This is a genomic window from Samsonia erythrinae, assembly GCF_004342665.1.
Lineage (GTDB): Bacteria > Pseudomonadota > Gammaproteobacteria > Enterobacterales > Enterobacteriaceae > Samsonia > Samsonia erythrinae.
In genome coordinates this window covers 319,157-331,129 of the sequence record NZ_SMBY01000003.1, presented here as the reverse complement: position 1 = coordinate 331,129, position 11,973 = coordinate 319,157, and the positions used below count along the sequence as shown (strand labels likewise).

The window sequence follows — 11,973 nt, the reverse complement described above, 5'->3', positions numbered from 1 at the left end:
ATGGCGCAGTACCAGTATCAGGCGCTGAATACGCAGGGGAAAAAATGCCGTGGCAGTCAGGAGGCCGATTCGGCCAGACAGGTGCGTCAGCTATTGCGAGAACGCGGGTTGGTGCCGCTGTCGGTTGACGAAAGCCGCAACGAACCGCGGGAATCTCGTTCTGTTGGCTTCTCTTTGCGACGTCAGCATCGCATCAGTACCGCCGATCTGGCGTTATTGACGCGCCAGTTGGCAACGTTAGTCGCCGCGTCCCTGCCGTTGGAAGAAGCGCTGGACGCCGTGGCGAAACAGAGCGAAAAGCCGCATCTCAGCCAACTGATGGCGGCGGTGCGCAGCAAGGTCATGGAAGGGCATTCGCTGGCGGATGCCATGAAGTGCTTCCCCGGCAGCTTTGAGCGATTGTACTGCGCGATGGTGGCCGCCGGCGAAACCTCCGGCCATCTGGATGAGGTATTGAACCGGCTGGCGGACTACACCGAACAGCGCCAGCAGATGCGTAGCCGCATACAGCAGGCGATGATCTATCCCTGCGTACTGACCGTTGTCGCCATCGCCGTCGTGAGCATTTTGCTGTCTGTCGTGGTGCCGAAGGTCGTAGAGCAGTTTATTCACATGAAGCAGGCGCTGCCGCTCTCAACCCGGGTTCTGATGGGAATCAGCGATGCCGTGCGCACGTTCGGGCCATGGGTGTTGCTGGCGCTGCTGGGCGTCGGTGTGGCGCTGCGAGTGATGTTGCGTCAGGAACAACGCCGCATCGGCTTTCACCGGCGTTTACTTTATTTACCGCTACTTGGCCGTATTGCTCGCGGCTTGAACACAGCCCGTTATGCGCGAACGCTCAGCATCCTGAATGCCAGTGCGGTGCCGTTGCTACAGGCGATGCGCATCAGCGGCGATGTCATGAGTAATGACTATGCCCGTTATCGGCTCTCTTTGGCGACGGACGCGGTGCGAGAAGGCGTCAGTCTGCATAAGGCACTGGAACAGACCGCGCTCTTCCCTCCAATGATGCGCCATATGATCGCCAGCGGTGAACGCAGCGGCGAGTTGGACGGCATGCTGGAGCGGGCGGCAGATAATCAGGATCGTGAATTCAGTTCGCAGATGACGCTGGCGTTGGGGTTATTTGAACCGCTGCTGGTGGTCAGCATGGCGGTGGTGGTGTTGTTTATCGTCCTGGCGATCCTGCAACCGATTCTGCAATTGAATACCTTAATGAGTGCGTAACAGCACGAATAATTGATCGAGGAAAAGTAAGGATGCAACAGTATCAGCGTGGTAAGGGGCAACGTGGTTTTACCCTGTTGGAAATTATGGTAGTGATCGTGATTCTTGGCGTACTGGCCAGTCTGGTGGTGCCAAACCTGATGGGGAACAAGGAGAAGGCGGATCGGCAAAAAGCCGTCAGCGATATTGTTTCTCTGGAAAGCGCACTCGATATGTACAAGCTGGATAACAACCGCTATCCGTCAACGGAGCAGGGGCTGAAGGCGCTGGTCGCCAAACCGACGGTACAGCCTGAGCCGCGTAATTACCCGGAGGAGGGGTATATTCGTCGCCTGCCGCAGGATCCGTGGGGGGCGGATTATCAGCTTTTGAACCCCGGTCAGCACGGTAAGCTGGATATTTTTTCTCTGGGGCCGGATGGCATGCCGGAAACGGAAGATGATATCGGCAACTGGAATCTTGATAAGAAATAATGCAGGGCGGCGGCGCGCCCACGGTGATGGATAAAAGGACGGCGGAAGCGCGATGGAGCGATCGATAAGGACGCAGCAGGGATTCACCCTGCTGGAAATGATGCTGGTCGTGCTTCTGGCGGGGGTGGCCGCCGGTATGGTGGTCATGGCGTTTCCCTCCGGGCGTCAGCATGACGCGACCTGGCAACTGTCCTCCTTTCAGGCGCAGTTAGCGTTTGCCGCTGAAACCAGCCAAATTCATGACGCGCTGCTTGGGGTGCGTATTTATCCCGATCGCTGGCAGTTTTATCAACTCCAACGTCTTTCTGCATCGGATAGCCTCGCGGTTGCGGGCAACAACCGCTGGCAGGGCTACAAATGGCAGCGGTGGCAACCGCATCGGGCGCGTCTATCGGCAAGGCTGCCGGAGACATTGCGGCTTGAGCCATTGCAACTCGACGGAAAGAAAGCAGCAAAAACACGAAACGGTGATGATCCCGATATCCTGATTTTGCCCGGCGGCGAGATCACCCCCTTTCGTTTGGCTTTTAAAGCCGAAAACAAAGCGCTTTCGGCGTGGTTTCAGGTTGATGCCAACGGACAAATAACGACATCGGTAAATCAGAGTAACAAGCCATGAGGCGACAAAAAGGGATGACCCTGGTGGAAGTGTTGGTTGCGCTGAGCGTCTTTGCACTGGCCGGGGTGGCCGTTTTACAGACGACGGCCAGACAGGCGAGTAGCCTGAGCAGGCTGGAAGAAAAGACATTTGCCAGTTGGGTGGCCGAAAACCAACAGGTTCGGCTGCGGCTGGAACAGCAATGGCCGGAAGCGACATGGGTAAAAGGTGAAACCGTGTTTGCCGGTGTGCGCTGGTATTGGCGCTGGCAGGGCGTCGAGACCGGCGATCCGCAGGTCAGAGCGTTGGATGTGGAGGTGCGGCGTCATAAAGAGGCCTTCGCGGCTGATGCGTCGCTACGCAGCTATGTGGTGAAGCCGTGATGTCAACAGCTATAAGGAACCGGCGAGGCCAGCAGGGTTTTACGCTGCTGGAGATGATTCTCGCGATCGCCATTTTTGCGGCGCTGAGCGTGAGTGCGTTTCAGGTACTGAATGGCGTCATGCGCAACGATGAGGTTTCGCAGCGCAAGGCTGAGCGTTTGGCTGAGATTCAGCGCGCCTTTGCCCAGATGGAGAGCGATTTTTCTCAGATGATCGCCCGGGCCAGCCGGGGAAGTACGGCGGTATTTTATGCCGGACGGGATCAGTTAAAGAGTGATGATTGGGGCGTCAGCTTTATGCGTAACGGCTGGCAAAACCCATTTGGCCTTCTGCCGCGCTCCGAGCTACAGCCCGTTGCCTATCGGTTACGCAACACTACGCTGGAACGGTTAGCCTATGCTCACCCTGATACGATTGAAGGGCTCGATCCCGGTGTCAGGACGCTTCTCACTCAGGTCGACGGCTTACGGCTACGGTTCTTCAGCGATAAAACCTGGCGCGATCGCTGGGATAATAAGACACAACTGCCACAGGGTATTGAAGTGGTGCTGACCTTAAAGGATTACGGCGAGATGTCGCGGATGTTCCTGATTACCCGCGGGCCGGTTAAATGAGAACGCGCGAGCGTGGCGTCGCGCTGCTGGTGGTGCTGCTGATTCTGGCGTTAATGGTGACGATTGCCGCCGCGATCGCAGAACGTACCGGGAACGCGTTTTTTCGTACCGAGAGCCACCTGAGCCGACAGCAGGCGAAGTGGTACGCATTAGGGGCGGAAACGCTGAGCGGACAGATATTGCTGCGTGATGCGCGGGATATGCCGGGTCGCACGTTTATCGGACAGGCATGGTCGCAGGCGGGCCGCCGCTTTCCCGTGGATGGGGGAGAAATCATCGGGCAGATTAGCGATGCCCGTACCTGCTTTAATCTTAATGCGATCAATCAAGGCGTGGATAACGAGAGCACGCAGGTAGCGACGCCGTATCCCGCGCAGGTTTTCCGGCTGTTATTAAAAAATCTGGGCGAGGCGTCGGATCGGGCGGAAAAGATTACGGCGGCGGTGCGTGATTGGATCGACGCAGATAATTACCCCTCGGCGTATGGGGCGGAAGACGAGGTCTATACCGCGCTACCCGTACCTTATCGCACGGCCAATCAGAGAATGAGCGACATCAGCGAATTGCGCGCGGTTTTCGGGATGGATAGCGATCTCTATCGTCGCCTGTTGCCCTACGTCTGCGCGCTACCCGTGGATGCGATGTCCATAAATATCAATACGATGACGGAGGATGACGCCCCGCTATTATCCGCGCTGTTCCTGAATGAAATGACGATGTTGCAGGCGAAGGCATTGGTGCAGCAGCGACCAGATAAGGGCTGGGCCAGCATCGACATGCTGCAACAAACCGGCGCATTGCCCGCGAACAGTAAAAACACGGCGCAGAGGGTACTGACCGTAAAAAGTGAATGGTTCTTTGTTCGGTTACAGGTGAGTGTTGGCGACAGTGATTTCCACCAACGTAGTTTGATTCATCTGAGTGGACAAAACGTACAAATCGTACAGCGGCAATATGGAGGATATAGGACGGTGAATCCATGAAAATAGTGGAGAAATGGAAGCAAAAGGCCGCGACAGTCACTTTACGCCGGGAAGAAAATCTGCGACACCCGTGCCTGATTATTCGCCTCCCGGTGGAGGAGCAAGGAGAGATGGAATGGCAGGCGCGTTCACCCGATGGGGCGCATTTGCTGGGGCAGGGGCGTGGCAGCGCGGAATCGGTGCGTCAGGCATTGATGGCTTACCCGTCCGTCGCCTTTACCCGCGTTCTGGTACCGACAGCGGAAGTGACGTTCTATTCCCTGACATTGCCCCGTCAGGCTCGTCGGCAGTTGGCGCAGGTTGTGCCGTTTATGCTGGAGGAACAACTGGCTACAGAGATTGAAACGCTGCACGTTGCCGCGCTGGAGATTCAGGGCGATGAAGGTACGGTGGCCGTGGTGGAAAAAAGCCGGATGCGGCGCTGGTTAGCGCAGTGTGAGGCGTTGGCGATTCGTATCGATACCCTGGTGCCGGATGCCTGCGTATTGCCGAAACATAAGGATGGCTGGAGCGCTTTGCAACACGACGATATGTGGCTGTTTCGTCAGCCGACGGGGCACGCGATGGCGGCAGAGTCTTCCTGGTGCGCAGACTTGCTGACAGCATCGATGCCGCTGCCGGCCATCTATAGCTATAGCCCGGTTCCTGCCGAGGGGGCGCTGGCGCAGTTTGACTGGCAGCCTCAGCCGGAGACGCATCTCTTTACGCTGGCGGTCACGGCAGCGCTGCCCGCTTCAGCCGATCTCAGGCAAGGGGACTATGCACAGGAGAATACGTGGCGCAATGCTCTGCTGCCGTGGCGCGGTGTGGGGATCGCGCTTGCCGGTTATCTCCTGCTGGTGGCGGTGGAGGCGGGCTGGTCGCACTACCAGCTCTACCAACAGGCTGAACATTGGCGACAGGAAAGTGTTCGCGTCTATCGCCAAATTTTCCCTTCAGAAACGAATGTCGTAAACCCGCGCGTGCAGATGCAGCAGCACCTGCAACGGGCATCGGCTGGAAACGGCACGAAAGGGCTATTGGCGCGGCTTACGCCGTTGCAGAAGCTGATCGCGCAGAATGGCGGAGTCAAAATCCAATCGCTGTCTTACGAGGGTTCCTCCGGCGAGTTTCGACTGGCCTTGTTGGCTGGCTCGTATCAGGCGTTAGAACAGTTCCAGCAGCAAGCCATGACCGATTATCAGGTTCAGGCGGGGGAGATGCGGCAGGAGCACGATCGGGTTGAAGGTCGTTTAACATTAAGGAGCCAACCATGAATGGATTACGACAACGTTGGCTGGCGATGAGCCGGCGTGAACGTCTGCTCACGGTGGCGTGTGCCGCGCTGCTGCTACTTAGCTTCCTGTATTACGCGATTTTACAACCGTGGCAATGGCGTACAGCGCAGTGGGAACGCACGATCTCACGCGAGAAGCAGACCGTTGTCTGGATGCAGAAACAGGCCGCCGTCATGCCGCAGGGAAATCAGGCGCAGGCGGATGTGAGCCAACGAGACGTCAGCCTGCCGATTCTGGTATCGCAAAGTACCCAGCGTTACGGGTTGAATATTGTACGCTTGCAGCCGCAGAGCCATCAGGTTTCGGTGTTATTGGCACAGAGCGATTTTAATCGTCTGATGCGTTGGCTGAATGAGCTGGAGCAGCAAAACGGCGTGCGGGTGGTGTCGCTGGACGTCAATGCCGTAGAACAAGCACCGGGAAGCGTGGAAGTAACCCGGTTGCTGTTGGAAAGGATGGATGAAGGTTAAGACCCGTCTGTGGCTGGGTATCGCGTTGGCGCTGGCCTATGGGGTATTTCTGCTCTGGTATGCCCCCGCCCGGCTGATTGCGCTCATGCCGTTGCCAACCGGCATGGTCGTCACCGGGGCGGCTGGGACGCTATGGCAGGGAAGCTTGCAACGGTTGAGCTGGCGCGCGTTAACGCTGGATAATGTACGTTGGAAACTCACGGTTTCGGGATTAATGCCGGCGCTGGCGATCGCGTTTAACCACCCGGATGGGATTGAAGGACATGGAACGCTTCGCGGCTGGCGGTCGGTACAGTTTTATCAATGGCGGCTCGCGATGCCTGCGAACCAGCTGTTCAGACGCCTGCGTTTTATTGTGCCCGTCAGGGCGGAAGGTCAGATGTACCTGAATCTGCAAGAGGCCACGGTCGATCGCGCTGGCTGCCAGTCACTGGATGCCAACATGAGCTGGTCGGGTGCGCGCGTGAATACGCCGCTGGGCGAGCTGGCGTTGGCTACGCCCCGGACCTCGTTACGCTGTCAGCAGGGGGCGTTCGAAGCGAGCCTGCGGCAGACGTCCTCACAGATGCAGCTGTCCGGTAAAGGCCGCGTTACTCTGAAGGGCGAATATCAGTTTGCTGGGCAGCTTCGTTACGGGGACGCTTTCCCGACGGCCATGAAGCAGCTGATGGCCGTCGGGAAAGCCGATGAACTAGGCGTCAGGATGCTGAACGTGCAGGGGCGGCTGCGGTAATCGTTGCGAAGCCGATCGCAAGAGCAGACAAGAATGTATCGCCAGCGTTGGTGGCCGTCGCAAAATATGAAATGCTCATCTCTATACCACTTCTTTATCAGTCATCAGGGATTAACGTGGACGATTTAAGGGAATTCGCAGCGGTGTTTCTGGTCGGGTGGCTCGGTGCGCTCGGCGTTCTGGGGTTGATTGTCGGTAGTTTTCTGAATGTGGTGATTTATCGCCTGCCGATTATGCTGGAACGACGCTGGCGACAAGCGCTTGACCTTCATGCGGGCATGACCGATGCCGGTAGCGATTCGGCGCATTATAGCCTGTGGTGGCCACCTTCAGCCTGCCCACACTGTCAGCAGCCTATTGCGGTCAAAGATAATATCCCGATCTTCAGCTGGCTTTGGTTACGTGGCCGCTCCCGCTGTTGCCATCAACGCATATCTGTACAATACCCGCTGGTGGAAGCCCTCGCGATGCTGGCTTTTTCGGGGGCAGGGTTACTGTGGTCGCCCGGTGTGGCGCTATGGGGCGTATTGATTCTGCTGTCTTTCCTGTTAGTTCTTACCGTTATCGATCTAAAAACGCTGTTGCTGCCGGATATGTTAACGCTTTCGCTCCTGTGGATTGGGCTGTTGTTTAACCTGCATGGGATATTTGTCCCGTTGAATGAGGCTGTCGTTGGCGTGATAGCCGGTTATCTGTCGCTGTGGCTGCTGTATTGGGTGTTCAAATATGCCACCGGCAAAGACGCGCTGGGGTATGGCGATTTTAAGCTGTTGGCCGCGTTGGGAGCCTGGCTGGGGTGGCGTGCATTGCCGAATCTGGTTCTGGTTGCGGCGTTGAGTGGGTTAGTCGTTACCCTGGTCTGGCGCGGGTTGCGTAAAGAGAACATGGATAAACCGCTGGCCTTCGGCCCCTGGCTGGCGGTCGGCGGCGTATTTGGCATCATCATGAACGGGCTTACTCTGTAGAGCGTAGCCATGCAGTAACGACGACCGGCTGAACGACAGGCAAAAAAAACAGGCTGAGGGTAGGATTACCATCAGCCTTCTCTTATTTCTCTGCGCCCTTCAGCGAAAACGGCTTTGTCGGGCAAATGACAGGTTATTCTACCATCAGCATAAAGGTACTCACCCAAACGACTAAACAGAATGAGATACCCATAAAGAAATACTTCACCGATTTATTCTCCAGCAGAAACCACGCCAGCAACGATCCCGATTGTGCGTTTTATTTATGGAAGGAAATCATTACGCTCCGACCAGACGGCGGAAGGGTAATCTTTCCCGTTGTCATCACCAGAGTCACACCAGTTATGACGGGATCGGCGCTAAATCTACGCCGAGTCAGGGGGGGAATTCAAGAGGTCCGGAAACTATATTTTTAAAATCGCATTAAATGCGCGTTGCCCGCATTTTAACGTCGAAAAATCGTGCGTTTACACCGCTGAAAATCACGCTTTAACGTCTCTCTGGCGGTTTTATTTAGCGCAAAAGTTTTATTTTACCGGGATCGGTTACCGCGTTTTCTCACATCACAGTATGTGCCCGTTTTTTCAGTGGCGGAGACGGAGGTAAATCGGCTAATGATGGCGAACTCTGGTATCCTATACGGCATATCCGCGCCTTGTTTCGGTTCGGCGTCACTTTCCGTCATATCGTCTTTGGTAGAGTAATTACTGTGAGTTCAACCTCTTTTTCTTCCCTCGCGCTTCCGGCAGAGCAATTATCTAATCTCAATGAACTGGGCTATAACGAAATGACGCCAGTCCAGGCGGCGACGTTGCCCGCCGTGTTGAAGGGCGTCGACGTGCGGGCCAGGGCGAAAACCGGTAGCGGTAAAACGGCCGCGTTTGGTATTGGGTTGCTCAATCGTATTGTGGTGAGCGATTTTACCACGCAGGCGCTGGTGCTGTGCCCAACGCGCGAGCTGGCGGATCAGGTCAGTAAAGAATTGCGTCGTCTGGCGCGTTTTGCGCAGAACATTAAGATCCTGACGCTGTGCGGCGGTCAGCCGATGGGGCAGCAGCTCGACTCGCTGGTTCACGCACCGCACATTGTCGTTGGCACGCCGGGGCGCATTCAGGATCACCTGCGTAAGCAGTCGCTGTCCCTGAATGACGTGAAGATACTGGTGCTGGATGAAGCGGATCGCATGCTGGACATGGGGTTCAGTGAGGCGATTGATGATGTGATTTCCTATACGCCTCCCGATCGGCAAACCCTGCTGTTTTCCGCGACTTACCCGGAAGCGATCGAACAGATCAGCGCCCGCCTTCAGCGTCAGCCGGTGCGTTTCGATGTTGCTGACGAAGGAGAAGAAACCACAATTGAACAGTCTTTCTACGAAACAACGAAAGAACAGCGCTTGCCGCTGTTGATGGCGGTTTTGAATCATTATCAGCCGACGTCCTGCGTGGTGTTTTGCAACACAAAGCGTGATTGCCAGAGCGTGTTTGAGACGCTGGAGAGTCGAGGGATTAGCGCGCTGGCGCTGCATGGCGATCTGGAACAGCGCGATCGCGATCAGGTTCTGGTACGCTTTGCCAACCGCAGTTGCCGCGTACTGGTTGCAACGGACGTCGCGGCGCGTGGTCTGGATATCAAGGCGTTGGAACTGGTGGTGAATTTCGAATTGGCCTTCGATCCGGAGGTTCATGTTCACCGCATTGGCAGAACGGGACGTGCCGGTGCGCAGGGACTGGCGGTGAGTCTGTGTACGCCACAGGAAATGAGCCGGGCTAATTTGATCGAGGATTACCTTGGTATGCGCATCCAGTGGGCCTCAGTGGATCGCCTTGAGCGTCTTGGTGACGGCGTACTCGAACCTGAGATGATGACGTTATGCATTGACGGCGGCAGGAAAGCGAAAATCCGTCCTGGCGATATTCTCGGTGCGTTAACCGGAGAGGCGGGACTGACGGCAGCAGACGTCGGGAAGATTGATATGTTTCCTCTGAATGCCTACGTGGCAATCCGTAAGGCCTGTGCTAAACGCGCGTTACAGCAGCTCCAGAAAGGGAAAATCAAGGGAAAAAGTTGTAAAGTGAGGCTGTTAAAATAACCGCGGCGGGCATATCAGGCCGAAAAGAATCACGGTTGCCGGGTAAACACAGGCGAGTGGGCGAGCTGTCGTGAGCCCTGTGCCTGTATGCCGTCGGCGAGTCTGGCATATTCAGGCTCACCGTGACCGCATTGCATTTAACTGCCATCTTCACATTACAAAATCACGAGATATTTATCGTTAATGTCAGGGCAATAAATATATTGTCATGACATAACGCACTCGTCAGACGAGGTTTTCCTGAGAGCCTACGCCTTGGAGTAATTCCTGAATCTGCTGATACACTTCTGCCGCAGATAAATTGCTATATGAGGTTTTGCTCTCGAAATGTAATGCCTGTTCTTCTCCTGAACGATACAGCGCGTCCATAAGCGCAAGATCCTCTTGCGTTACGCGTTGCCCTGTAAAGGCATCAAACATTTCAGCATTTCCGTCTGGATATTTTATGACAGAAATCAGCTTGCCGTTATACAAAGGAATGCCTGTCAGCGCCAGCGAGTATTCGCTGGCGGCCTTTTGCTGCGTCTTAATTTGTTCAGGGGACGGCGTGTCATTTTCTAAAGCGGCGCGTTTCTTGCTGGAAGAGAGCATCACCTTCGCGCTTTCTTCCGAGCCTTGCATATTTTGAGAGTCGGAGTTTGTTGATGTATCTGCCTTATTCCCCTGGCCCATGGCGGCAACCACCGTTGGGTTGGCCGCTGCGCCAATCGCGGCAGGCAGGGTCGCAGGGGTTGTTGCATTCACGATTTGAATATCTGGAATCACCACAATATAACTCCTTCTTATATCTATTTAATGCTGGTACGGTTTTGTACCAGTGAGTTACTTCAGTGTTAAACCACGTGTGTTAACATTTTCAATGGTGAAATACGGGCCTGCCTGATATAGGCAAATTAATGAACTCTCTTTGAGAAAACATTAATCTGCTAAGTATAATTGCCTGCTATTCAACAACTGACATTAACCCAGTGGCTTTATTAACATGCTTTATTTAAACAGTATTTATACCAAGCACCATTTATATAAAATGCAATTGTATTAAAGAACACCCTATCGCAAAGGATATCGGCTATTTTTTGGGCTTCATTAAGAACTAAAATGCATAAGAATTAACGTATTGATTACTAGAGTTGCGATTTTGTGTCACCGATTATCCCCATTTTTAAAAAAATAACATTATCATGCTATTACGGTGAAATTTGAGGTTTTGCGACCGCGCTTGTCTCTACAAGCGGAAGGTAAACCGGTACACTGTGGTTCCTTTTGTTTTTCCTGTGTTAAGAACGCGATGCCCAGTATTAAACTCACGGTTCACTATTTATATCGTCAGTCAGGCGACTCGCGCGAAGCGTCTGAGGCGACCGCGCGTATTTTTGTCGGTGATAAACTCATTGCTAATGAAGTGGTTACCGGTATGACGGAAACCCCGGTTGACAAGTATTTGCATCATTCAGGGTCAGAAGCGTTGCCTATACGCGTTGAATGGGATTGCCCGGGAACCACAACCATGACGGTCTCGAAGGTGGAAAGCTGTCCTTGTTGCCACCATGATTAGCGCGATCGACTGGGGCCATTGCTGATGCTCCTCTTTAAGGGCGTTATTTTCCGATAAATACAGCGCGATGATTGCACCGTCAGGACGAGGGTTACTAATGTGTGGTGAAATATATCGTCGGTAAAATTAAATAACGCTTATATTGTATTCTGCGTTTTATCATATCGTCAGCAGAAATATGTTTTTTATGCATGAGTGAAAATAAATAACTTTTCACTCTCTTCTTTTTTTAAAAAAATTTTTTCTACTTTGATTTCATTCGCGACACATTTACCGCGACGGGGTGTCATGGTGTCTCTGACCAGAAAAATGATTACTTTTTCCGTTCATCCATGAAAGCCAAGTATCCAAAGCCAAGGCTTCACTCGCGCCAGGTACGATGTGGTTATGGATGCCAACGATATAGCGGATGTCCCTATTTTCATGTGATTTGAGAGCGGTAGTGGATATTGCTGAACAAACTTCTGGTGTCCCCGACTGGAATCGAACCAGTAACTAGCCCTTAGGAGGGGCTTGTTATATCCGTTTAACTACGGGGACGCGAAGCCCGCTTATTATACGCATTTTCACTCTGAGAATAAGCACTTAAGCGCGCGTTTGCTC

General features: G+C 54.1%; 14 protein-coding genes and 1 tRNA gene. 12 read left to right on the top strand and 3 right to left on the bottom strand.

The window, feature by feature from the left end:
* The 10 genes from gspF to EDC54_RS08135 all read left to right on the top strand — a co-directional run bounded on the left by gspF (position 1) and on the right by EDC54_RS08135 (position 7,723).
* Complete coding sequence (gspF, locus tag EDC54_RS08180) at positions 1-1,227, top strand: type II secretion system inner membrane protein GspF (RefSeq protein ID WP_132455014.1); 1,227 nt, start codon at positions 1-3, stop codon at positions 1,225-1,227.
* A gap of 32 nt (positions 1,228-1,259) precedes the next feature.
* Entirely contained in the window at positions 1,260-1,700 is a 441-nt protein-coding gene (gene gspG / locus EDC54_RS08175) for a type II secretion system major pseudopilin GspG (protein ID WP_132455012.1), read from the top strand.
* 52 nt (positions 1,701-1,752) lie between these two features.
* Entirely contained in the window at positions 1,753-2,319 is a 567-nt protein-coding gene (gspH, locus tag EDC54_RS08170) for a type II secretion system minor pseudopilin GspH (RefSeq protein WP_132455010.1), read from the top strand.
* A complete protein-coding gene (gene gspI / locus EDC54_RS08165) occupies positions 2,316-2,681 on the top strand; it encodes a type II secretion system minor pseudopilin GspI (protein WP_132455008.1) in 366 nt (121 codons plus the stop codon). Before gspH ends, gspI begins: the two co-directional genes overlap by 4 nt.
* Entirely contained in the window at positions 2,681-3,295 is a 615-nt protein-coding gene (gene gspJ / locus EDC54_RS08160; RefSeq protein ID WP_132455006.1) for a type II secretion system minor pseudopilin GspJ, read from the top strand. Before gspI ends, gspJ begins: the two co-directional genes overlap by 1 nt.
* Positions 3,292-4,278, top strand: coding sequence for a type II secretion system minor pseudopilin GspK (gspK, locus tag EDC54_RS08155; RefSeq protein ID WP_132455004.1), 987 nt, complete (start codon positions 3,292-3,294; stop codon positions 4,276-4,278). The genes gspJ and gspK overlap by 4 nt, the downstream gene beginning before the upstream one ends.
* Complete coding sequence (gspL, locus tag EDC54_RS08150; protein WP_132455002.1) at positions 4,275-5,534, top strand: type II secretion system protein GspL; 1,260 nt, start codon at positions 4,275-4,277, stop codon at positions 5,532-5,534. The genes gspK and gspL overlap by 4 nt, the downstream gene beginning before the upstream one ends.
* Positions 5,531-6,025: a type II secretion system protein GspM gene (gene gspM / locus EDC54_RS08145; protein WP_132455000.1), complete on the top strand. Its 495-nt coding sequence runs from the start codon at positions 5,531-5,533 to the stop codon at positions 6,023-6,025. The genes gspL and gspM overlap by 4 nt, the downstream gene beginning before the upstream one ends.
* Positions 6,015-6,758 carry a type II secretion system protein N gene (locus EDC54_RS08140; protein WP_132454998.1) on the top strand — a complete coding sequence of 248 codons (744 nt, stop codon included), beginning with the start codon at positions 6,015-6,017 and terminating at the stop codon, positions 6,756-6,758. The genes gspM and EDC54_RS08140 overlap by 11 nt, the downstream gene beginning before the upstream one ends.
* Positions 6,759-6,874: 116 nt before the next feature.
* Entirely contained in the window at positions 6,875-7,723 is an 849-nt protein-coding gene (locus tag EDC54_RS08135) for a prepilin peptidase (protein ID WP_132454996.1), read from the top strand.
* Positions 7,724-7,856: 133 nt separating this feature from the next.
* Here the strand turns inward: EDC54_RS08135 and ypdK are convergent, their stop codons facing one another.
* Positions 7,857-7,931: a membrane protein YpdK gene (ypdK, locus tag EDC54_RS08130; RefSeq protein WP_099606229.1), complete on the bottom strand. Its 75-nt coding sequence runs from the start codon at positions 7,929-7,931 to the stop codon at positions 7,857-7,859.
* 501 nt (positions 7,932-8,432) lie between these two features.
* On the opposite strand from ypdK, the gene dbpA reads away from it, so the two are divergent.
* The gene (gene dbpA, locus EDC54_RS08125; protein ID WP_132454994.1) at positions 8,433-9,815 is read left to right on the top strand and encodes an ATP-dependent RNA helicase DbpA; all 1,383 of its coding nucleotides are present in this window, start codon (positions 8,433-8,435) and stop codon (positions 9,813-9,815) included.
* A 225-nt stretch (positions 9,816-10,040) separates the two neighbouring features.
* Here dbpA and EDC54_RS08120 read toward each other — a convergent pair whose 3' ends face one another.
* Entirely contained in the window at positions 10,041-10,583 is a 543-nt protein-coding gene (locus tag EDC54_RS08120; RefSeq protein ID WP_132454992.1) for a hypothetical protein, read from the bottom strand.
* 520 nt (positions 10,584-11,103) lie between these two features.
* Between EDC54_RS08120 and EDC54_RS08115 the strand changes: the two genes are divergently transcribed.
* On the top strand, positions 11,104-11,370 hold the full coding sequence (locus EDC54_RS08115) for a hypothetical protein (protein ID WP_132454990.1): 267 nt from the start codon (positions 11,104-11,106) through the stop codon (positions 11,368-11,370).
* A 465-nt stretch (positions 11,371-11,835) separates the two neighbouring features.
* Here EDC54_RS08115 and EDC54_RS08110 read toward each other — a convergent pair.
* Positions 11,836-11,910 (bottom strand) — tRNA-Arg (locus EDC54_RS08110).
* Positions 11,911-11,973: the final 63 nt, after the last annotated feature.